Here is a 20,181-nt window from a genome sequence, read left to right as displayed (position 1 = left end):
GCGGGCCCGCCGGGACGGAGGACCGGGCCGCTCGCGCCGCTCCCCCGCGACTCCTGTCCGCCAGTCGGACCTAGGGGGCGGGCGGCACCGCGTGCCGGATACGGTGGGAGCACCATGAGCGCTTCGCAGACCTCTGACGTTCCCACGCTTCTCGTCAAGATCTTCGGCAAGGACCGGCCCGGCATCACGGCCGGCCTGTTCGACACTCTCGCCGCCTACTCCGTCGATGTCGTCGACATCGAGCAGGTCGTCACCCGTGGCCGGATCGTGCTGTGCGCGCTCGTGACCGAGCCGCCCCGTGGTCTGGAGGGCGATCTGCGGGCGACCGTCCACAGCTGGGCGGAGTCGCTGAAGTTGCAGGCGGAGATCATCTCCGGCATCGGCGACAACCGGCCGCGCGGCCTCGGCCGCTCCCTGGTCACGGTGCTCGGGCACCCGCTCACCGCGGAGGCGACCGCCGCCATAGCGGCCCGGATCACCGAGTCCGGGAGCAACATCGACCGTATCTTCCGGCTGGCCAAGTACCCGGTGACCGCCGTCGAATTCGCGGTGTCCGGTGTGGCGACCGAGCCGCTGCGCACGGCCCTGGCCACCGAGGCCGCGGCGCTCGGCGTGGACGTCGCGGTCGTCGCGGCGGGGCTGCACCGGCGGGCGCAGCGCCTGGTGGTGATGGACGTGGACTCCACGTTGATCCAGGACGAGGTCATCGAGCTGTTCGCCGCGCACGCCGGGTGCGAGGACAAGGTCGCCGAGGTGACGGCGGCCGCGATGCGCGGGGAGCTGGACTTCGAGCAGTCGCTGCACGCGCGCGTGGCCCTGCTGGCGGGCCTTGACGCCTCGGTGGTGGACAAGGTGCGCGCCGAGGTGCGGCTGACGCCGGGTGCCCGCACCCTGATCCGCACGCTGAAGCGGCTCGGCTACCAGGTGGGCGTCGTCTCCGGCGGCTTCACCCAGGTCACCGACGCCTTGCGGGAGCAGCTGGGGCTGGACTTCGCCCAGGCCAACACGCTGGAGATCGTCGACGGCCGGCTGACCGGCCGGGTCACCGGGGAGATCGTGGACCGGGCGGGCAAGGCGCGGCTGCTGCGCCGGTTCGCCGCCGAGGCGGGGGTACCGCTGTCGCAGACCGTGGCGATCGGTGACGGCGCCAACGACCTGGACATGCTGAACGCGGCCGGGCTGGGGGTCGCCTTCAACGCCAAGCCGGTGGTGCGCGAGGCGGCGCACACCGCGGTGAACGTGCCCTTCCTGGACACCGTGCTCTATCTGCTGGGCATCACCCGCGAGGAGGTCGAGGCCGCGGACACGCTGGAGGAGGGCCTGGGCGAGAGCCTCGGGCTGCCCGCCGAACGGCCCTGACCCGGCGGAAGAACCGACGGACGCCCGGCACGGCGCGGGCCCGGACCGCGAGGGTGCCGGGCCCTGTCGCGTGGGGGCGGGTCAGTCGGTCGGCGCCCAGAAGTCGACCAAGGCGGCCCGGCCGGGCTCCACGTCCTTCCAGGAGCCCGTGAAGGTCAGCACGGCGAAGGCGGCGGTCCGGAAGCCCCGGCGGTTGATCCGCTCGCGGGCCTCGTCCTCGGCCGAGCCGGCCAGGATCTCGGTCAGCGCCTCCATGCCCGGGTTGTGGCCGATCACCAGCACGTTCCGCAGGTCGTCGGGGGTCTCGTTGAGCACGGCGATCAGCTCGCCGGGCGAGGCCTCGTAGATCCGCTCCTCGTAGACGGTTTTCGGCCGGTGCGGGAACTCCTGGACGGCGAGCTTCCAGGTCTCACGGGTCCGCACCGAGGTCGAGCACAGGGCCTGGTCGAAGGGCACGCCGGTGTCCGCCAGCCGACGCCCGGCCTCCGCGGCGTCCATGCGGCCCCGGTCGGCGAGCGGTCGCTCGTGGTCGGTCACCTGTGGCCAGTCGGCTTTCGCATGCCGGAAGAGAACAATCCTGCGGGGTTCTGCGACGCTCATGTCATCCAGCTTCGCATGAAACAGGCCATGGGGCTCTGGGAGTTGACATGCGGGCTCACCACGGGACGCGGGCGGGAGCCCGCGGTCGGGGCTCAGCGCGCGGTCAGCTGCTCCAGCCGCTCCAGGAGGTGGGCCATCGCGGGCTGCTCGGCGGCCGCGTGGGCGTCGGCGGGCTCGAGTATCAGCAGGAGCAGCGCGACGAAGGCGAGCACGGGCAGGGCGAGGGCCCACCAGGGCAGCCGGCCGTCGACGCCGCCCCGGGTCGCCTGGGGAGGCCGGGTGTAGGTAGGGGCCGACATGAGTGCCTCCGCTGGTCTTCGGGCGTCCCTGGTCCGTGCTCCGCGGCCCGCCGGTGGCGGGCACATCTCGAAGGTACGGAATCCGCGGGGCCCAACCCATCCGGAGGTCCACCCACTTGACCCTGACCCTGACCCCCTAGGGGACGGGGGGTTAACCCCACCGTCCGGCCGCCGGGAACGGGGTCACGGCGAGGCGATGGTCGCGATGACGCCGATGATCACGAAGATCGCGAGGAAGGCGCCGAAGACGATCAGCATCTTCTTCTGGCCGTGCTGGGGGTTCGGGTCGAGGACTGGCATGGGGAAAGTCTCGCATCCCCCGCGCGGGCGGCTCCCGGCGGGCCACCGGCGACGACGGCGGGCCAGGCCACCGCCGGTGGTGGTGGTCGGCGCGCCGCGGGGCCCGGCCCGCCGTGCGCCCGGGTCAGCGGGCCGCCTCGTCCTCCACCGTGCGGTTGCGCCCGGCCAGGACGCCCACCACGATCTGCGGCACCATCAGCGCGCTCATCAGGGCGATCGGCAGCCCCCAGCCGCCGCTGTGCTGGTAGAGCACGCCCACCAGGAGCGGGCCCGGGATGGAGATCAGGTAGCCGGTGCTCTGCGCGAAGGCGGACAGCTGGGCGACGCCCGCTCCGGTCCTGGCCCGCATGCCGACCATGGTCAGCGCCAGCGGGAAGGCGCAGTTGGAGATGCCGAGCAGCAGGGCCCAGGCCCAGGCGCCGCCGACCGGCGCGAAGTACAGGCCGGCGTATCCGGCGAGCCCGCACAGGCCCAGGACCAGCACGATGGGGCCCTGGTGGGGCAGGCGGGTCGCCACGCGCGGGATGACGAAGGCGAGCGGCACGCCCATCACCATGATGACGGCGAGCAGCAGCCCGGCGGTGCCGGCGGAGACGCCCGAGTCGCGGAAGATCTGCGCCATCCAGCCCATCGTGATGTAGGCGGCGGTGGCCTGGAGGCCGAAGAAGACGGCGAGCGCCCAGGCCGTGCGGCTGCGGGTGATCCGCAGCGGGGGCTGTTCCGCGGGCTCCTCGCCCTCCCGTCCCGACGGCGGGGTGGAGGGCACCGTGGAGGCCGGCGCCTTCCGGTCCCGTACGAACGGGATCCAGGGCAGGACGGCCAGCGCGGGCAGCACCGCCCAGAGCGCGAGGCCGGGCTGCCAGTGACCGCCCAGCGCGTTCGTCAGGGGCACGGTCGCCGCGGCGGCGACGGAGGTGCCGAGGGCGAGGGCCATCGAGTACAGGCCGGTCATGGAACCGACGCGGTCGGGGAAGTATCGCTTGACGATGACCGGCATCAGGACGTTGCTGACCGCGATGCCCATCAGCGCCAGGGCGGTGGCGGCCAGGAAGCCGCCCGTGCCGCCGGCGTACGGGCGTATCAGCAGGCCCGCGGTGATGGCGACCATGCCGGCGCAGACCACCGCGCCGGGCCCGAAGCGGCGGGCCAGCCGGGGGGCGGTGACCCCGAAGACGGCGAAGCACAGCGGCGGCACGGAGGTGAGCAGTCCAGCGATGCTGCCGCTCATGCCGAGCCCGTCGCGGACCTCCTCCAGGAGCGCACCCAGGCTCGTGATGGCGGGGCGCAGGTTCACCGCGGCCAGGACGATGCCGAGGACGAGCAGCCGGGTCGTCCACGTCGTCCACGCGCGCGTGGCGGGTGCCTCGCCGGGTACCTCGGCCACACCGCTTCCGACACGCGCCTGTGTGCGTGTCTCCGTCCGGGTTTCGTCACTAGCCATGAGGCCCATCATAGAATCATGGGATGATTACTTGTCCACTCGCTCGTCCGCTCGTGTGCGAAGGTGAGCCATGCCGTTGAGCCATCCCCGTCGTTCGGCACTCTCCGAGCAGGTCATCGCCGCGCTGCGGCAGCAGATCGCCTCGGGCGAGTGGCCGGTCGGCTCCCGCATCCCCACCGAGCCCGAACTGGTCGAGCAGCTCGGCGTCGCCCGGAACACGATCCGTGAGGCCGTGCGCGCGCTGGCCCACAACGGTCTGCTGGACATCCGCCAGGGCTCGGGCACGTACGTCGTGGCGACCAGCGAGCTGGCCGGCGTCATGCAGCGCCGCTTCGCCGACGCCGCACCCCAGCACATCGCCGAGCTGCGTTCCACGCTGGAGTCGGCCGCCGCGCGCCTGGCCGCCCAACGGCGCACGGAGAAGGACCTCAAGCAGATCGACGCCCTGCTGCTGCGGCGGGAGGAAGCCTGGGAGTCGGGCGAGGCGGAGGCCTTCGTGGCGGCCGACGCCACCTTCCACCTGGCCGTCGTGGCCGCCTCGCACAACGACGTGATGACCGCGATGTACGCGGACCTGAGCGAGGTGCTGCGGGACTGGCTGCGGGGCGACGTGGGCGAGGGCATGTCCCCGGCGGCGCACATGGACCACGGCCGGCTGGTGGACGCGATCCGCGCGGGCGACGCGGCCACGGCGGCCGAGGAGGCCGCCGCCTATCCGTTCGTGTGCCGTCCGGGGCTGTTCGGCCCGTCCTCGGGCGGCTGACCCGTACCGGTCGCGTCGCCGAGCCGCTCCGGCACGGCACGAGGGCCCGCACCCCCTACGGGACGCGGGCCCTCGGCGAGGTGTCCGGTCAGGCGCCGATGGCGTGCAGTCCGCCGTCGACGTGGACGATCTCGCCCGTGGTCTTGGGGAACCAGTCGCTCAGCAGCGCGACGATGCCGCGGCCGGCCGGCTCCGGATCCTTCAGGTCCCACTCCAGCGGCGAGCGGGTGTCCCACACGGCGGCCAGCTCGCTGAAGCCCGGGATGGACTTGGCGGCCATGGAACCGATCGGGCCCGCCGAGATCAGGTTGCAGCGGATGTTCTGCTTGCCCAGGTCACGGGCCATGTAGCGGCTGGTGGCCTCCAGCGCGGCCTTGGCCGGGCCCATCCAGTCGTACTGCGGCCAGGCGAACTGCGCGTCGAAGGTGAGGCCGACGATCGAACCGCCGTTCTGCATCAGCGGCAGGCAGGCCATGGTCAGCGACTTCAGGGAGAACGCCGAGACGTGCATGGCGGTGGCGACCGACTCGAACGGCGCGTTGAGGAAGTTGCCGCCGAGGGCGTCCTGCGGGGCGAAGCCGATGGAGTGCACGACGCCGTCGAGGCTGCCCAGCTCCTCGCCGACGACGTCGGCGAGGCGGGCGAGGTGCTCCTCGTTGGTGACGTCCAGCTCGATGACCTTGGCGGGCTTCGGCAGCTTCTTGGCGATGCGCTCGGTCAGGGTGGGCCGCGGGAACGCGGTGAGGATGACCTCGGCGCCCTGCTCCTGGGCCAGCTTCGCGGCGTGGAAGGCGATGGAGGACTCCGTCAGCACGCCGGTGATCAGGACGCGCTTGCCCTCGAGAATTCCGCTCATGGTGTTCAGTGACCCATTCCCAGTCCGCCGTCAACGGGGATGACGGCTCCAGTGATGTACGAGGCGTCGTCCGAGGCGAGGAACCGCACCGTCGCGGCGATCTCCTCCGGCCGCGCGTACCGCCCCAGCGGCACCTGCGACACGATGGTGGCCCGCTGCTCGTCGGTGAGCACCTTGGTCATGTCGGTGTCGACGAAACCGGGCGCGACGACGTTGAAGGTGATGTTGCGCGACCCCAGCTCACGGGCGAGGGAACGCGCGAAGCCGACCAGGCCGGCCTTGGAGGCGGCGTAGTTCGCCTGCCCCGCGGAGCCGAGCAGCCCGACCACCGACGAGATGAGGACGACGCGGCCCTTCTTGGCGCGCAGCATGGCGCGGTTGGCGCGCTTGACCACGCGGAAGGTGCCGGTGAGGTTGGTCTCGACGACGGAGGTGAAGTCCTCCTCCGACATGCGCATCAGGAGCTGGTCCTTGGTGACACCGGCGTTGGCGACCAGGACCTCGACGGGACCGTGTGTCTCCTCGATCTCCTTGTAGGCCTGCTCCACCTGCTCGCTGTCGGTGATGTCGCACTTGACGGCCAGGAAGCCCTCCGGGGGCTCACCCGAGCGGTACGTGATCGCGACGTTGTCGCCGGCGTCGGCGAAGGCGCGGGCGATGGCGAGGCCGATGCCCCGGTTTCCTCCGGTGACGAGAACCGAGCGGCTCAACGGATCACCCTTTCCCTAGCGGTCGTCCACCCGTCCGGTCACCCGTACGGCGGGCGGCGACGGCAGGCGGCTTCCTCGAAAATCTATCGGTCCCGGGTCCCGCGCAGAGACTCGGGCACCCACAGTGGCTTACGGGGCTGTCTGTCGGGTCCCTACAGAACCGTTCCCCGGCCCGGTCGGAAAGGGTGTGGTCGCCGGGGTCCCGACGCGACATGATGCGGCGCAGCCCCCGGTGTCGCGGCAGACGACCGGTCACGCCGACAGAAAGAGACGCAGGTGCCCCACAGCATCGACCAAGCCTTCACGGCACTCCCCCTACGCGCCCTCGCCGACGCCGCCCTCGCACGCGCGCGTGCCCTCGGCGCGGAGCACGCCGACTTCCGTCTCGAACGGGTGCGCAGCGCCTCCTGGCGGCTCAGGGACGCCCGGCCCGCCGGGTCCTCGGACACCACCGACCTCGGGTACGCGGTGCGGGTCGTGCACGGCGGCACGTGGGGGTTCGCGTCCGGCGTGGACCTGACCCTGGACGCCGCCGCCAAGGTCGCCTCGCAGGCGGTGGCGATGGCGAAGCTGTCGGCGCAGGTGATCAGGGCGGCCGGGTCGGACGAGAGGGTCGAGCTGGCCGGTGAGCCGGTGCACGCCGACAAGACCTGGGTCTCGGCGTACGACATCGACCCCTTCACCGTGCCCGACGCGGAGAAGTCGGCGCTGCTGGCGGACTGGAGCGCGCGGCTGCTGGCGGCCGACGGGGTCGACCACGTGGACGCCTCGCTGCTCACCGTGCACGAGAACAAGTTCTACGCCGACACCGCCGGGACCGTGACCACGCAGCAGCGGGTGCGGCTGCACCCGGTGCTCACCGCCGTGTCGGTGGACGACTCCAGCGGCGAGTTCGACTCCATGCGCACGCTGGCGCCGCCGGCCGGCCGGGGCTGGGAGTACCTGACCGGGACCGGCTGGAACTGGGACGCGGAGCTGGCCGAGATTCCGGAGCTGCTCGCGGAGAAGATGCGGGCGCCGAGCGTCGAGGCGGGGCTGTACGACCTGGTCGTCGATCCGTCGAACCTGTGGCTGACCATCCACGAGTCCATCGGGCACGCCACCGAGCTGGACCGCGCCCTCGGCTACGAGGCCGCCTACGCCGGCACCTCCTTCGCCACCTTCGACCAGCTCGGCAAGCTGCGCTACGGCTCCGAGCTGATGAACGTGACCGGCGACCGCACCGCCGAGCACGGGCTGGCGACCATCGGATACGACGACGAGGGCGTCGAGGGCCAGTCCTGGGACCTGGTCAAGGACGGCACGCTGGTCGGATACCAGCTCGACCGGCGGATCGCGCGGCTCACCGGGTTCGAGCGGTCCAACGGGTGCGCCTACGCCGACTCCCCCGCGCACGTGCCGGTGCAGCGGATGGCCAACGTGTCGCTGCGTCCCGATCCGGGCGGGCTGTCGACCGAGGACCTGATCGGGGGCGTCGACCGCGGCATCTACGTCGTCGGCGACCGGTCCTGGTCCATCGACATGCAGCGCTACAACTTCCAGTTCACCGGCCAGCGCTTCTTCCGGATCGAGAACGGGCGGCTCGCCGGACAGCTGCGGGACGTGGCGTACCAGGCGACGACCACCGACTTCTGGGGGTCCATGGCGGCCGTCGGCGGTCCGCAGACGTATGTCCTGGGCGGCGCCTTCAACTGCGGCAAGGCCCAGCCGGGCCAGGTCGCGGCCGTCTCGCACGGCTGCCCGTCCGCCCTCTTCAAGGGAGTCAACATCCTCAACACCACGCAGGAGGCCGGTCGATGAGCGTCCGCAGCAGCAAGCCGCACGAGATCGTCGAGCGGGCGCTGGAGCTGTCCCGGGCGGACGGGTGCGTCGTCATCGCCGACGAGGAGTCCACCGCCAACCTGCGCTGGGCGGGCAACGCGCTCACCACCAACGGCGTCACGCGCGGGCGCACGCTCACCGTCGTCGCCACCGTCGACGGGCAGCAGGGCACGGCGTCCGGGGTCGTGTCGCGCTCGGCCGTGACCGCGGACGAACTGGAGCCCCTGGTGCGCGCCGCCGAGGCCGCCGCGCGGGGCGCGGGTCCGGCCGAGGACGCCCAGCCGCTGGTCACGGGCGGGCCCGCGTCGCCGGACTTCACCGACGCGCCCGCCGAGACCTCGTCGGCGGTGTTCGCCGACTTCGCGCCGGCGCTCGGGGAGGCGTTCGCCCGCGCGCGTGCGGGCGGCCGGGAACTGTACGGGTTCGCGAACCACGAGATGACCTCGACGTACCTCGGTACGTCCACGGGGCTCAGGCTGCGGCACGACCAGCCGAACGGGACGCTGGAGCTGAACGCCAAGTCGCCGGACCGGACCCGGTCGGCGTGGGCGGGGCACGCCACCCGGGACTTCAAGGACGTCGACCCGGCGGCCGTCGACGCCGAGCTGGCCGTACGGCTCGGCTGGGCGGAGCGGCGGGTGGAGCTGCCCGCGGGGCGGTACGAGACGCTGCTGCCGCCCACCGCGGTCGCGGACCTGCTGATCTACCAGTACTGGTCGGCCTCCGGGCGGGACGCGGTCGAGGGGCGCACGGTGTTCTCCAAGCCCGGCGGCGGCACCCGGCTCGGCGAGCGGCTCGGTGCGCTGCCACTGACGCTGCGCAGTGATCCGCACGAGCCCGGTCTGGAGAGCGCGCCGTTCGTGGTCGCGCACTCCTCGGGCGGCGACCAGTCGGTGTTCGACAACGGGCTGCCGGTCACGGCGACCGACTGGATCCGCGCGGGTGAGCTGCACCGGCTGACGACCACCCGGCACGGCGCGGGCCTGGCCGGGCTGCCGGTGGCACCCGCGATCGGGAACCTGATCCTGGACGGCGGCGACCCCGGCCGGTCCCTGGACGACATGGTCGCGAGCACGGAGCGCGGGCTGCTGCTGACCTGCCTCTGGTACATCCGCGAGGTCGACCCCGCGACGCTGCTGCTGACCGGGCTGACCCGGGACGGCGTCTATCTCGTCGAGCACGGCGAGGTGGTCGGCGAGGTGAACAACTTCCGGTTCAACGAGTCGCCGGTGGGCCTGCTGGGGCGGGCCTCGGAGGCCGGGCGCACGGAGAAGACGCTGCCCAGGGAGTGGGGCGACTGGTTCACCAGGGCCGCGATGCCGGCGCTGCGGGTCCCCGATTTCAATATGAGCTCTGTCAGCCAGGGCGTATAACCTCGTAGTCGGCCGTCACCCGACTGCCCGAAGATCATCAAGCACGCATGAGCACGTAGGAGACACGAGAACCGTGACGGACATCGTCGACGAGCTGAAGTGGCGCGGGCTGTTCGCCCAGTCCACCGACGAGGACGCTTTGCGCAAGGCTCTCGCGGACGGTCCCGTCACGTTCTATTGCGGTTTCGACCCGACCGCGCCGTCCCTGCACGTGGGGCACCTGGTGCAGGTGCTCACCGTGCGCCGGCTCCAGCAGGCCGGGCACCGGCCGCTGGCGCTGGTCGGCGGGGCCACCGGCCAGATCGGCGACCCGCGCCCGACCGCGGAGCGCACGCTGAACTCGCCGGAGACCGTCGCGGGCTGGGTGCAGCGGCTGCGCGGCCAGATCGAGCCGTTCCTGTCCTTCGAGGGCGAGAACGCCGCGGTGATGGTCAACAACCTCGACTGGACCGAGGGCCTGTCGGCGATCGAGTTCCTCCGGGACATCGGCAAGCACTTCCGGGTCAACAAGATGCTGACCAAGGACTCCGTCGCCCGGCGTCTGGAGTCCTCCGAGGGCATCAGCTACACGGAGTTCAGCTACCAGCTGCTCCAGGCGATGGACTTCCTCCAGCTCTACCGGAGGTACGGCTGCACCATGCAGCAGGGCGGCAGCGACCAGTGGGGCAACCTCACGGCCGGCCTCGACCTGCTGCACCGGCTGGAGCCGGACGCGTCCGTGCACGCCTACGCGACCCCGCTGATGACCAAGGCGGACGGCACCAAGTTCGGCAAGACCGAGGGCGGCGCCGTCTGGCTCGACCCGGAGATGACGACGCCGTACGCGTTCTACCAGTTCTGGCTGAACGTGGACGACCGGGACATCTCGACGTACCTGCGCATCCTGTCCTTCCGCTCCCGCGAGGAGCTGGAGGAGCTGGAGCGGCAGACCGAGGAGCGTCCGCAGGCCCGGGCCGCCCAGCGCGCGCTGGCCGAGGAGCTGACGACGCTGGTGCACGGCGCCGACCAGACGGCCGCCGTGATCGCCGCGTCCAAGGCCCTCTTCGGCCAGGGCGAGCTGGCGGAGCTGGACGAGCGGACCCTGGCCGCGGCCCTCTCCGAGCTGCCGCACGTCCGGGTCGCCGAGCCGGCCCCGGTCGTCGACCTGTTCGCCGAGGTGGGTCTGGTGGCCAGCAAGTCCGCCGCGCGCCGCACGGTGAAGGAGGGCGGCGCCTACGTGAACAACGCCAAGGTCACCGGTGAGGACGCCGTCCCCGCCAAGGAGGACCTGCTGCACGGGCGCTGGCTGGTGCTGCGCCGCGGCAAGAAGAACCTGGCCGCGGTGGAGGTCACCGGCGCCTGAGCGGGCGCACGCGCGAGGGGCGGGCTCCGGTGCCGTACGGCTGTCGGAGCACGCCCCTTCGCCCTGTCCCGCCCGGGTGGTCCCGGGGACCGGTCAGGCCCGTTCGCGCCGCTTGTTGCCGCGCATCGCCGTGTAGGCCGCGTCGCCGAGGCCGACGACGATGATCGCCGCCACCAGCTGGAACACGTGCCGCCACCAGTCGATGCCGGCGGTCGCGTCGACGCCGGCCGCGCGGGCGATCGCGTTGCCGGCGATCGCGCCGATCATGCCGCAGATGGTGGTCAGCCACAGCGGCATGTGCTGCTTGCCGGGAATGATCGCCTTGGCGATCAAGCCGAGCACGAATCCCACGATGATCGCCCACAACCAGCCCATGGCTGCCTCCTCGTCCGGCTCTACGCGAGCATTGCCACCAGTGTTCGGGCGTACCGCGTACGGCGCATGCCGCGTACGGCCGAACGGGGGACGACGCCTACGCCGGGCGGCGCACGCGGTGCGGCCGGATCGGGGGTGCCCCGGTCTCGTGAGCGGCGCAGGCACGGCGTAACGTGGTGAGTTGTCCGGGACCGGAGTCCCCGAGCGGCCGCGGACCAGAGCGGGGCGGGGAGAGTCCGATGCGGGCGGATGGTGGAACCAGATGCGGAAGCAGAGTGCCGGCGGCAGTGCCGAGGTGTTCCGGATCACCGGGGCCCGGACGGGCCTCCAGGAGGACGTGCGCGGGCGGCAGCGTCGGTACATCATCTCGATGTCGGTCCGTACGGCGTCGGTGATCCTCGCGGTCTGCCTGTGGAACGTGGAACGGCACGTCGCGATCGTGGCCCTGGTCCTCGGGGCGGTCCTGCCGTACATCGCGGTGGTGATCGCCAACGCCGGGCGTGAGAACGCGCCATCCTTGCCGTCGACGTTCGTGACGGTGCCGACCCCGCCGATGATCATGCCGCCGCGGGCCGGGGACGGTGCGGCGGAATCCGTACCGGAGAGCGCAGCCGCCGATCCGGCGCCCGGCGCGGGCGGTGAATCGCGCGGCCGGCCGTGACCGTTGCCCCCCTGTGCGGCGGCGTCGATTCCGCGCCAGGCCGAAGAAATGCTCAGATGAATCGTGTTGTTCCGGTGCCGGGCGATGGGTGGGCCGTGACATACTTCGTACGCGCTCCGCATCCCCCGTCGGAGCGACGGACCGACGCCGGGCAGCTCCCCCCGTGGCTGCTCGGCGTCGCCTTGTGTGCGGACCTGTGAGACGAAACCGTGAGTGACGAGACCACCCCGATCTGCTCCGCCAAGGGCTGCCGCACCCCCGCCGTGTGGGTGCTGGCGTGGAACAACCCGAAGCTCCACACCCCGGAACGCCGCAAGACGTGGATCGCGTGCGACGAGCACCGCGAGCACCTGTCCCAGTTCCTGGGGGTGCGGGGCTTCCTGAAGGACGTGGTCCCGCTCACCGACTGGGAAGCCCCGGAGGGGTCCGACAGGTCCTAGGACCTGCCCCCGTCCCCCGGCGTCCGGCCTCCGGTCAGCCCCCGATCGCCGACATCGGGCGGTCGGGCTGGACGAAGGCCGGGTCGTCGAGGCCCGCGCCCGCCTTCTTGCCCCACATGGCCAGGCGCCAGATGCGGGCGATCTCCTCGTCGGGGGCGTCGGAGCGCAGGGCCGCGCGCAGGTCGGTCTCCTCGGTGGCGAACAGGCAGGTGCGCACCTGGCCGTCCGCGGTCAGGCGGGTGCGGTCGCAGGCCGAGCAGAACGGGCGGGTGACGGAGGCGATGACGCCCACGCGGTGCGGGCCGCCGTCCACCAGCCAGCGCTCGGCCGGGGCCGAGCCCCGCTCCTCGGAGCCCTCGGCGGTCAGCTCGAAGCGGGTGCGCAGGGAGGCCAGGATGTCACCGGCGGTGACCATGCCCTCGCGCTTCCAGCCGTGCTGGGCGTCCAGCGGCATCTGCTCGATGAAACGCAGCTCGTAGTCGTGCGCGACGGCCCAGGCGAGCAGGTCGGGCGCCTCGTCGTCGTTCAGCCCCGGCATCAGCACGGTGTTGACCTTGACGGGGGTCAGTCCTGCCTCGCGGGCGGCCTGGAGGCCCTCCAGGACGTCCTTGTGGCGGTCCCGGCGGGTGAGGGTCTTGAAGACGTCCGGGCGCAGGGTGTCCAGCGAGACGTTGACCCGGTCCAGGCCCGCGGCCTTCAGGGCCGTGGCCGTGCGCCTGAGGCCGATGCCGTTGGTGGTGAGGGACATCCGCGGGCGCGGGTCGAGGGCGGCGACGCGCTCGACGATGCCGACCAGGCCGGGGCGCAGCAGCGGCTCCCCGCCGGTGAACCGGACCTCCTCGATGCCGAGGGAGGTGACCGCGATGCCGATGAGGCGGACGATCTCGTCGTCGGTGAGCAGATCGGGCTTGGCCAGCCACTGGAGGCCCTCTTCGGGCATGCAGTAGGTGCAGCGCAGGTTGCAGCGGTCGGTGAGCGAGACCCTCAGGTCGGTGGCCACTCGGCCGTAGGTGTCGATGAGCACGTGGGCCCCCTCCCTCGACGCGGATCGGCGGAGCACTTCTCTCCTCCGACACCGTCGAGCCTACGTGACCGGTCCGACATCGACAGCCGCCCGATCCCACGACGTGGGACGCGGCCGCGTCGTAGGGAGCTACGAGCGGCCGCGCCGGTTCCGGCCGGACGGGGGGCGTCAGTGCGCTCCGGTGCCGGTCAGGGACCGGACCTCCAGCTCCGCGTACTTCGCCGCGTCGGGCTCCTCCTTGGACAGGACCGTGCCGAGCCAGCCCATCAGGAAGCCGAACGGGATCGAGATGATGCCCGGGTTCTTCAGCGGGAACCAGGCGAAGTCCACGTCCGGGAACATCGCCTTCGGGTCGCCGGAGACGACCGGTGAGAACAGCACCAGGCCGACGGCGACGATCAGACCGCCGTAGATCGACCACAGGGCGCCCTGGGTGGTGAACCGCTTCCAGAACAGGCTGTAGAGGATCGTCGGCAGGTTGGCGGAGGCGGCGACCGCGAAGGCCAGCGCGACCAGGCCGGCCACGTTCAGGTCGCGGGCGAGGGCGCCGAGCGCGATGGAGACGATGCCGATGAAGACGGTCGCCCAGCGGGCCGCCCGCATCTCCTCCTTCTCGGTGGCCTGGCCCCTGCGGATGACGTTGGCGTAGATGTCGTGCGCGAAGGACGAGGACGAGGCGAGGGTGAGGCCCGCGACGACGGCGAGGATGGTCGCGAAGGCCACCGCCGAGATCGTGGCGAGCAGGATCGCGCCCCAGGCCGAGTCGACGCCGCCCACGTGCAGCGCGAGCAGCGGCGCGGCCGTGTTGCCGGACGGGTTGGACGCGATGATCTCGTCCTTGCCGATGAGCGCCGCCGCGCCGAAGCCGAGGGCGATGGTCATCAGGTAGAAGGCGCCGATGATGCCGATCGCCCAGTTCACGGACTTACGGGCGGCCTTGGCGTTGGGCACCGTGTAGAAGCGGATCAGGATGTGCGGCAGGCCGGCGGTGCCGAGCACCAGGGCGATGCCCAGGGAGATGAAGTCCAGCTTGGTGGTGCCCGTCGCGCCGTACTGGAGGCCGGGCTCCAGGAAGGCGGAGCCCGCGCCGCTGTTCTCCGCCGCCTTGCCGAGCAGGTCGGAGATGTTGAAGTCGAACTTCAGCAGCACCAGGAAGGTGATCAGGATGGTGCCGCCGATCAGCAGCACGGCCTTGACCATCTGGACCCAGGTGGTGCCCTTCATGCCGCCGATGGTGACGTACACGATCATCAGGACGCCGACGAGCGCGACGATGAGGATCTTGCCCGCGTCGGAGGTGATGCCGAGCAGCAGCGAGACCAGGACGCCCGCGCCCGCCATCTGGGCCAGCAGGTAGAAGATCGAGACGACGATGGTGGAGGTGCCGGCGGCGGTGCGCACGGGCCGTTGGCGCATGCGGTAGGCGAGGACGTCGCCCATGGTGTAGCGGCCGGAGTTCCTGAGCGGCTCGGCCACCAAGAGCAGGGCCACCAGCCAGGCGACCAGGAAGCCGATGGAGTACAGGAAGCCGTCGTAGCCGAAGAGGGCGATGGCGCCGGCGATGCCGAGGAAGGACGCCGCCGACATGTAGTCGCCGGAGACGGCGAGGCCGTTCTGGAAGGCGCTGAACTGGCGGCCGCCCGCGTAGAAGTCGGCGGCGTCCTTGGTCTGGCGGCCCGCCCACACGGTGATGCCGAGCGTCGCGACGACGAAGACGGCGAAGAGCGTGATGATCAGCGGCCGGTGCTCGCTGGCCTCGTTGGCGGCCAGTTCGGCGGCGAATACGGACTGTGCGGGGCTCATGCGCCGCCCTCCATCCGGGACTTGATGGCCTCGGCCTTGGGGTCGAGCTTCGCGGCGGCGTGCCGCGAGTACCACCAGGCGATGAGGAACGTGGTGACGAACTGGGCGATGCCGAAGACGAACGCGACGTTGATGTTGCCGAACAGCTTGGTGCCCATGAAGCCGCCGGCGTAGTTCGACAGCAGCACGTAGAGCAGGTACCAGGCCACGAAGGCGATCGTCAGCGGGAACGCGAAGGAGCGGAAGGAGCGGCGCAGTTCGGCGAACTCAGCGCTCTGCTGCACTTCGGAGAACTCCTCGGCGGACGGAAGCGGGCGTTCCCCTTTCGCGGGGGGTGGTGCGTCGGTGGCCACGGAGTCTCCTCGTACGACGGACATGACGGCTTGGACCTCGGTGTTCTCACAGGAGGCCGGTGATGCTCGGGCTCCCTGTCCAACGACACGGCGCCCCGCCGGGACCGGTTCAACACCCGTGGCACTTTCCGAAGTCACCCTCAGCGGGTCATTGCTGGCCGGCGACATCGGGGGATAGCTTCACCCTGCACCACTACGTCATGTACCTGCCCGTGCCGTTCACCCGTGCCCCGGGCCGGTGCCGTTTGCCCGGATGATGTGGAGACCCCATGGATCATCTGCGCTTCCCGCGCGACCCGCGCTCCAGACGCGGGCTCGTTTCCCGAGCTTTCCCGACGGACTGGAGACACCTCGCATGACCGCACCCCACCCGCGTCACCGCCGCGCCCTCGCGCTCCCGGCCGGACTGGCCGTGGCCGCCTCGCTGGCGCTCCTGCCGGGCACCCCGGCCACCGCGGCCCCCGCGGCGGAGACCGCCCCCTCGACGGCGGCGGACGCGACCTCGCTCAGCTACGTCGTCAACGTCGCCCCCGGACACCGTCCTTCGGCCACCCTGCGACGGGCGATAGCCGAGGCCGGCGGCACGATCGTCACGTCGTACGACCGGATCGGCGTGATCGTCGTCCACTCCGCCGACCCCGACTTCGCCAAGACCGTCCGAAAGGTGCGCGGCGTCCAGTCGGCCGGCGCCACCCGCACCGCGCCGCTGCCCTCGGCCGCCACCACCGACACGGGCGCCCCGCAGGTGCTCGGCGCCAAGGACCTGGCCGCCGCGAAGGCCGCCGCCGCGGCCGCCGGGGACCAGGACCCGCTGGAGCCGTTGCAGTGGGACCTGCCCGCCATCAAGGCGGACAAGGCGCACGAGAAGTCGCTGGGCAGCAAGAAGGTGACCGTCGCCGTCATCGACACCGGCGTCGACGACACCCACCCGGACATCGCCCCGAACTTCGACCGGCAGGCCTCCGTCAACTGTGTCGCGGGCAAGCCGGACACCGCCGACGGTGCCTGGCGGCCGAGCGCGGCGGAGAGCCCGCACGGCACCCACGTGGCCGGGGAGATAGCCGCCGCCAAGAACGGCGTCGGCATGACCGGTGTGGCACCCGGGGTGAAGGTCGCCGGCATCAAGGTCTCCAACCCCGACGGCTTCTTCTACACCGAGGCCGTGGTCTGCGGCTTCATGTGGGCGGCCGAGCACGGCGTCGACGTGACCAACAACAGCTACTACACCGACCCGTGGTACTTCAACTGCAAGGACGACCCGGACCAGAAGGCGCTCGTCGAGGCCGTCTCGCGGGCCTCGCGGTACGCGGAGAAGAAGGGCGCGGTGAACGTCGCCGCGGCCGGCAACGAGAACTATGACCTCGCCTCGGACGAGATCACCGACCCGTCCTCGCCGAACGACACCACGCCCGGTGACCGCACGGTCGACCCGTCGAAGTGCCTGGACATCCCGACCCAGCTGCCCGGCGTCGTGACCGTCGCGGCCACCGGTGCCAAGGGCCTCAAGTCGTCCTTCTCCAACTACGGCCGGGGCGTCATCGACATCGCCGCGCCCGGCGGCGACTCGACGGCCTACCAGACGCCGCAGCCGCCCGCCACCAGCGGTCTGATCCTGGGCACGCTGCCCGGCGGCAAGTGGGGCTACATGGCCGGTACGTCGATGGCCTCGCCGCACGTCGCGGGCGTCGCCGCCCTCATCAAGTCGACGCACCCGCACGCCTCCCCGGCCACGGTCAAGGCCCTGCTGTACGCCGAGGCCGACGCCACGGCGTGCACCGACCCCTACGACATCGACGGCGACGGCAAGGTCGACGCGGTGTGCGAGGGCCCGAAGAACCGCAACGGCTTCTACGGCTGGGGCACGGCCGACGCGCTGGACGCGGTGACCTGGTAGCCGGTCCGCGTACGTGACGCGGGGGCGGCGGTCCGGTTCCCACCCGGCCCGCCGCCCCCTCGTCGTGCGGCAGTATCTGCGGCATGCAGACCTACGAAGACCCCACCGCCTGGGCACCCGAACCGGTGCGCCCCCGCTGGTCGCTGACCCTGAAGTTCGTCGCGACGCTGCTGTTCTTCCCGCTGCTGTGCGCGTTCTGGCTGGCGGTGGCCGCGGTCCTCTTCGTGGTGGGTCTGTTCGCCGACGCGATCGCGGCGGTCAGCGAGGGCTTCGAACGCGGCTACCTGCGGTTCATGGACGACACCCTCGGCGGCATCGCCCGGCTCGGTTCCTGGTGCGTGACGTGGCCCGAGCTGCGGCACGAGGGGGACACCGCCTACTACCGGGCGCGGGTGGACAAGGTGGTGGGCAACTGGACCGAGCAGGCCTCCGCCCCGCGCGAACCGAAGAAAGCGCGGCCGCCCGTGGAGTGCGAGATACCCCGGCGCGACTACCGCGGCGTGGGCGGACGGTACGTCGCCGAAGTCGCCCTCGCCCAGGGGTGGGAGCTGCGGCCCACGGACGTGCGCAAGGAGGTGCGGCTGTGGTGGTCGGCCGCTTCCCACTCGCCGGACACGCCCGCCGCCGACGCGGAGCGGGGCTCGTGAACGCGGCTGCGTCCGGACGGCACGCGCGGCCCTCCGGCACCCGCCGGACGGTGGCCGTACTCGTCCTGGTGGCGCTCGGCGCCCTGATACCCGTGCTCGGCCCGTCCCCCGCACTGCGCGGCACCGGGGAGGCCGAAGCGCCCGGCACCGGCGGCATCGCCCTGCTGCGCACGGTGCTCTACGCCGCGCTGAGCGTCCCGCTCGGCGAACTCTTCGTGAACCGCCTGGCCCGCTCGCTGCCCGGCGCTCCCCCGGACCGGCCCCGCAGCTGGTCGCCGTACGCGGCCGCCGCCGGTCTCGTCGCCGCGCTGGGTCTTGCCTCGGTGGTGGCCACGGGCAATCTGATGCCGGGCTCGGTCGCCGACATCGACGTCGGCGGCCTCTACGAGTCCCGCGACGGCAGGCTCGCGCTCCTGGAGGTCAACGGATTCCTCGCGGCCTGGCTGTGCGCGACCTCGCGGCGGCCCGGGCTCCAGGTGTGGCCGCTGGCCGCGGTGGTCGTCGCGGACGCGCTGCGCGCGCACCCCGCGACCGAGTACGGCCCGCTGCTCGGCTCGGCGCTGACCCTCGTCCATCTGACCTGCGCCTGCCTGTGGGCGGGCGGCCTGCTGTACGCGCTGCGGATGCTGCGGCGGTGGCGGGGCGCGCAGGCGGGGCCGGCCCTGCTGGGGCTCTACGCGCGCGTGGCGGCCGTTCTGCTGGCGGCCCTCACGGCGACCGGGGTGTGCAGTGCGCTGCGGCGGATGCCGGCGGGCACGCTCCTGGACCAGCTGACGGACACCGCGTACGGGCGGGTCCTGCTCGCCAAGGTGCTCCTGGTGGCCGCGGTCGCCGTCCTCGCGCTGTGGGCCAGGGTCCGGCTGAGCCGCGCGGCCGACCCGCTGACCGCCTGCTCCCCCGCGCGCGCGGAGGTCGTCGCCCTGGGCGTGGTGGTGGCCGTGTCGGGGCTTCTGACGGCCCTTCCGGTGCCGATCCGGTGGTGAGTGCCCGGCGCGTGCGCCCGCGCGGTGCCGCAACGCTCCCCCGACGCCCGGAACTTGACGGCACGGGGCACCTGCGGGACCGGAGTGTCGGTCCCGGCCCGTATCCTCATTGACCATGCTCGAAGACCGCACGACCGCAGCGCCGCCCGCCACGGCGTGGCCGGCCGCGTATCCGCAGGGGTACGCGGTCGTCGACGTGGAGACCACCGGCCTGGCCCGCGACGACCGCATCATCTCGGCGGCCGTCTACCGGCTGGACGCCCGCGGCGAGGTCGAGGACCACTGGTACACCCTGGTCAATCCGCAGCGCGATCCCGGCCCGGTGTGGATACACGGTCTGACGAGCGAGGTGCTCCGGGACGCGCCGCTCTTCCCGGACGTCGCCGAGGAGTTCGCGGCCCGGCTCGACGGGCGGGTCCTCGTCGCGCACAACGCGGTCTTCGACTGGCAGATGATCGCCCGTGAGTACGCGCGCGCGCAGCGCGAGGCGCCGGTGCGTCAACGGCTGTGCACCATCGCCCTGTCCAAGGCGCTGGACCTGCCGCTGCCCAACCACAAGCTGGAGTCGCTGGCCGCGCACTTCGGCGTCGTGCAGCAGCGGGCGCACCACGCGCTGGACGACGCGCGGGTGCTGGCGGAGGCGTTCCGGCCGAGCCTGCTCGCCGCGGCGGCCGGGGACGTGCGGCTGCCGCTGCACGAGTGCCGGCCGCTGACCGAGTGGTCGGACCGGCCCGCGCCCCGGATCGGGCAGCAGGCCGGCTACGGGAGCTACCGGCCGAACAGCTGGCGCCCCTCCCGCAAAAGGCCCGCGTGCACCCATCCCAACCCGGGCCGGTACGAAGAGGGCAAACGGCTCAAGCAGGGCATGCGGGTGGCCTTCTCGGGCGACACCTCCGTCGAGCGCGACCTGCTGGAGGACCGCGCCGTCGAGGCGGGGCTGCACGTCGCGACGAGCCTGTCCCGGCTGACCAGCCTGCTGGTCACCAACGACCCGGACTCGGGCACCTCCAAGGTGGTCAAGGCCCGGCAGTTCGGCACGCCGGTGGTGGACGAGGCGGCGTTCGGGCAGCTGCTCGGGGACGTCGAGCCTGCGGACGGGTGATTCCGGGCGACTCGCCCGGCGCCCGCTGGCCCGCG

General features: G+C 72.2%; 21 protein-coding genes. 11 read left to right on the top strand and 10 right to left on the bottom strand.

The genetic code is table 11. The annotated features are described in order from the left end of the window. Positions 1 to 114 precede the first annotated feature (114 nt). Entirely contained in the window at positions 115 to 1,359 is a 1,245-nt protein-coding gene (gene serB, locus ACIRGB_RS24875; protein WP_403869040.1) for a phosphoserine phosphatase SerB, read from the top strand. Positions 1,360 to 1,440: 81 nt separating this feature from the next. Here the strand turns inward: serB and ACIRGB_RS24870 are convergent, their stop codons facing one another. The 4 genes from ACIRGB_RS24870 to ACIRGB_RS24855 form a co-directional block, all read right to left on the bottom strand. Next, the gene (locus ACIRGB_RS24870) at positions 1,441 to 1,959 is read right to left on the bottom strand and encodes a SixA phosphatase family protein (protein ID WP_403869037.1); all 519 of its coding nucleotides are present in this window, start codon (positions 1,957 to 1,959) and stop codon (positions 1,441 to 1,443) included. A gap of 92 nt (positions 1,960 to 2,051) precedes the next feature. Continuing rightward, a complete protein-coding gene (locus ACIRGB_RS24865; protein WP_403869034.1) occupies positions 2,052 to 2,258 on the bottom strand; it encodes a hypothetical protein in 207 nt (68 codons plus the stop codon). A 183-nt stretch (positions 2,259 to 2,441) separates the two neighbouring features. Continuing rightward, positions 2,442 to 2,558 carry an SGM_5486 family transporter-associated protein gene (locus ACIRGB_RS24860; RefSeq protein ID WP_037922852.1) on the bottom strand — a complete coding sequence of 39 codons (117 nt, stop codon included), beginning with the start codon at positions 2,556 to 2,558 and terminating at the stop codon, positions 2,442 to 2,444. 124 nt (positions 2,559 to 2,682) lie between these two features. Next, entirely contained in the window at positions 2,683 to 4,011 is a 1,329-nt protein-coding gene (locus tag ACIRGB_RS24855) for a CynX/NimT family MFS transporter (RefSeq protein ID WP_403869031.1), read from the bottom strand. Between the two features lie 58 nt (positions 4,012 to 4,069). Here ACIRGB_RS24855 and ACIRGB_RS24850 point away from each other — a divergent pair, with 58 nt between their 5' ends. Continuing rightward, on the top strand, positions 4,070 to 4,762 hold the full coding sequence (locus ACIRGB_RS24850; protein WP_403869028.1) for a FadR/GntR family transcriptional regulator: 693 nt from the start codon (positions 4,070 to 4,072) through the stop codon (positions 4,760 to 4,762). 88 nt (positions 4,763 to 4,850) lie between these two features. On the opposite strand, the gene fabI is transcribed toward ACIRGB_RS24850, so the two are convergent. Both fabI and fabG read right to left on the bottom strand, forming a co-directional pair. Further along, positions 4,851 to 5,618, bottom strand: a complete 768-nt coding sequence (gene fabI / locus ACIRGB_RS24845; protein ID WP_403869025.1) for an enoyl-ACP reductase FabI — start codon at positions 5,616 to 5,618, stop codon at positions 4,851 to 4,853. Positions 5,619 to 5,623: 5 nt separating this feature from the next. Next, on the bottom strand, positions 5,624 to 6,328 hold the full coding sequence (gene fabG, locus ACIRGB_RS24840) for a 3-oxoacyl-[acyl-carrier-protein] reductase (RefSeq protein WP_403869022.1): 705 nt from the start codon (positions 6,326 to 6,328) through the stop codon (positions 5,624 to 5,626). Positions 6,329 to 6,604: 276 nt separating this feature from the next. Here fabG and ACIRGB_RS24835 point away from each other — a divergent pair, with 276 nt between their 5' ends. From ACIRGB_RS24835 to tyrS, 3 genes are all read left to right on the top strand, one after another. Then, on the top strand, positions 6,605 to 8,128 hold the full coding sequence (locus tag ACIRGB_RS24835; RefSeq protein ID WP_403869019.1) for a TldD/PmbA family protein: 1,524 nt from the start codon (positions 6,605 to 6,607) through the stop codon (positions 8,126 to 8,128). Further along, entirely contained in the window at positions 8,125 to 9,522 is a 1,398-nt protein-coding gene (locus ACIRGB_RS24830; protein WP_403869016.1) for a metallopeptidase TldD-related protein, read from the top strand. The genes ACIRGB_RS24835 and ACIRGB_RS24830 overlap by 4 nt, the downstream gene beginning before the upstream one ends. A 73-nt stretch (positions 9,523 to 9,595) precedes the next feature. After that, positions 9,596 to 10,864, top strand: coding sequence for a tyrosine--tRNA ligase (gene tyrS / locus ACIRGB_RS24825; protein ID WP_403869013.1), 1,269 nt, complete (start codon positions 9,596 to 9,598; stop codon positions 10,862 to 10,864). Between the two features lie 93 nt (positions 10,865 to 10,957). Here tyrS and ACIRGB_RS24820 read toward each other — a convergent pair whose 3' ends face one another. Continuing rightward, positions 10,958 to 11,239 (bottom strand): GlsB/YeaQ/YmgE family stress response membrane protein, encoded by a 282-nt coding sequence (locus ACIRGB_RS24820; RefSeq protein WP_403869010.1) that lies wholly within the window; start codon positions 11,237 to 11,239, stop codon positions 10,958 to 10,960. A gap of 262 nt (positions 11,240 to 11,501) precedes the next feature. Here ACIRGB_RS24820 and ACIRGB_RS24815 point away from each other — a divergent pair, with 262 nt between their 5' ends. Further along, a complete protein-coding gene (locus tag ACIRGB_RS24815) occupies positions 11,502 to 11,900 on the top strand; it encodes a DUF3099 domain-containing protein (RefSeq protein WP_403869007.1) in 399 nt (132 codons plus the stop codon). Positions 11,901 to 12,109: 209 nt separating this feature from the next. Further along, positions 12,110 to 12,340: a hypothetical protein gene (locus tag ACIRGB_RS24810; RefSeq protein ID WP_403869004.1), complete on the top strand. Its 231-nt coding sequence runs from the start codon at positions 12,110 to 12,112 to the stop codon at positions 12,338 to 12,340. Positions 12,341 to 12,374: 34 nt separating this feature from the next. Here ACIRGB_RS24810 and moaA read toward each other — a convergent pair whose 3' ends face one another. The 3 genes from moaA to ACIRGB_RS24795 all read right to left on the bottom strand — a co-directional run bounded on the left by moaA (position 12,375) and on the right by ACIRGB_RS24795 (position 15,520). Next, the gene (gene moaA, locus ACIRGB_RS24805; protein WP_403869001.1) at positions 12,375 to 13,364 is read right to left on the bottom strand and encodes a GTP 3',8-cyclase MoaA; all 990 of its coding nucleotides are present in this window, start codon (positions 13,362 to 13,364) and stop codon (positions 12,375 to 12,377) included. Positions 13,365 to 13,532: 168 nt separating this feature from the next. Then, entirely contained in the window at positions 13,533 to 15,167 is a 1,635-nt protein-coding gene (locus ACIRGB_RS24800) for a cation acetate symporter (protein ID WP_403868998.1), read from the bottom strand. Beyond that, entirely contained in the window at positions 15,164 to 15,520 is a 357-nt protein-coding gene (locus ACIRGB_RS24795; protein WP_403868995.1) for a DUF485 domain-containing protein, read from the bottom strand. The genes ACIRGB_RS24800 and ACIRGB_RS24795 overlap by 4 nt, the downstream gene beginning before the upstream one ends. Before the next feature lie 355 nt (positions 15,521 to 15,875). On the opposite strand from ACIRGB_RS24795, the gene ACIRGB_RS24790 reads away from it, so the two are divergent. The 4 genes from ACIRGB_RS24790 (at position 15,876) to ACIRGB_RS24775 (ending at position 20,146) form a co-directional block, all read left to right on the top strand. Then, positions 15,876 to 17,414 carry a S8 family serine peptidase gene (locus ACIRGB_RS24790; RefSeq protein WP_403868993.1) on the top strand — a complete coding sequence of 513 codons (1,539 nt, stop codon included), beginning with the start codon at positions 15,876 to 15,878 and terminating at the stop codon, positions 17,412 to 17,414. Positions 17,415 to 17,497: 83 nt separating this feature from the next. Next, positions 17,498 to 18,061: a hypothetical protein gene (locus ACIRGB_RS24785; protein WP_403868990.1), complete on the top strand. Its 564-nt coding sequence runs from the start codon at positions 17,498 to 17,500 to the stop codon at positions 18,059 to 18,061. Further along, entirely contained in the window at positions 18,058 to 19,044 is a 987-nt protein-coding gene (locus ACIRGB_RS24780; RefSeq protein WP_403868987.1) for a CopD family protein, read from the top strand. Before ACIRGB_RS24785 ends, ACIRGB_RS24780 begins: the two co-directional genes overlap by 4 nt. A 115-nt stretch (positions 19,045 to 19,159) precedes the next feature. Continuing rightward, entirely contained in the window at positions 19,160 to 20,146 is a 987-nt protein-coding gene (locus ACIRGB_RS24775) for a DEDDh family exonuclease (RefSeq protein WP_403868984.1), read from the top strand. Positions 20,147 to 20,181: the final 35 nt, after the last annotated feature.

Source organism: Streptomyces sp. NPDC102490, assembly GCF_044765285.1.
GTDB lineage: Bacteria > Actinomycetota > Actinomycetes > Streptomycetales > Streptomycetaceae > Streptomyces.
This window is presented reverse-complemented; position numbering and strand designations above follow the sequence as displayed.

Excerpts from the sequence above, each read along its gene's own strand:
- ACIRGB_RS24865 (WP_403869034.1), bottom strand. The coding sequence starts at position 2,258 with ATGTCGGCCCCTACCTACACCCGGCCTCCCCAGGCGACCCGGGGCGGC.
- ACIRGB_RS24820 (WP_403869010.1), bottom strand. The coding sequence starts at position 11,239 with ATGGGCTGGTTGTGGGCGATCATCGTGGGATTCGTGCTCGGCTTGATC.
- ACIRGB_RS24815 (WP_403869007.1), top strand. The coding sequence starts at position 11,502 with ATGCGGAAGCAGAGTGCCGGCGGCAGTGCCGAGGTGTTCCGGATCACC.
- ACIRGB_RS24870 (WP_403869037.1), bottom strand. The coding sequence starts at position 1,959 with ATGAGCGTCGCAGAACCCCGCAGGATTGTTCTCTTCCGGCATGCGAAA.
- ACIRGB_RS24790 (WP_403868993.1), top strand. The coding sequence starts at position 15,876 with ATGACCGCACCCCACCCGCGTCACCGCCGCGCCCTCGCGCTCCCGGCC.
- ACIRGB_RS24855 (WP_403869031.1), bottom strand. The coding sequence starts at position 4,011 with ATGATGGGCCTCATGGCTAGTGACGAAACCCGGACGGAGACACGCACA.
- serB (WP_403869040.1), top strand. The coding sequence starts at position 115 with ATGAGCGCTTCGCAGACCTCTGACGTTCCCACGCTTCTCGTCAAGATC.
- fabI (WP_403869025.1), bottom strand. The coding sequence starts at position 5,618 with ATGAGCGGAATTCTCGAGGGCAAGCGCGTCCTGATCACCGGCGTGCTG.
- ACIRGB_RS24850 (WP_403869028.1), top strand. The coding sequence starts at position 4,070 with ATGCCGTTGAGCCATCCCCGTCGTTCGGCACTCTCCGAGCAGGTCATC.
- ACIRGB_RS24785 (WP_403868990.1), top strand. The coding sequence starts at position 17,498 with ATGCAGACCTACGAAGACCCCACCGCCTGGGCACCCGAACCGGTGCGC.
- ACIRGB_RS24775 (WP_403868984.1), top strand. The coding sequence starts at position 19,160 with ATGCTCGAAGACCGCACGACCGCAGCGCCGCCCGCCACGGCGTGGCCG.
- ACIRGB_RS24830 (WP_403869016.1), top strand. The coding sequence starts at position 8,125 with ATGAGCGTCCGCAGCAGCAAGCCGCACGAGATCGTCGAGCGGGCGCTG.
- ACIRGB_RS24860 (WP_037922852.1), bottom strand. The coding sequence starts at position 2,558 with ATGCCAGTCCTCGACCCGAACCCCCAGCACGGCCAGAAGAAGATGCTG.
- ACIRGB_RS24800 (WP_403868998.1), bottom strand. The coding sequence starts at position 15,167 with ATGAGCCCCGCACAGTCCGTATTCGCCGCCGAACTGGCCGCCAACGAG.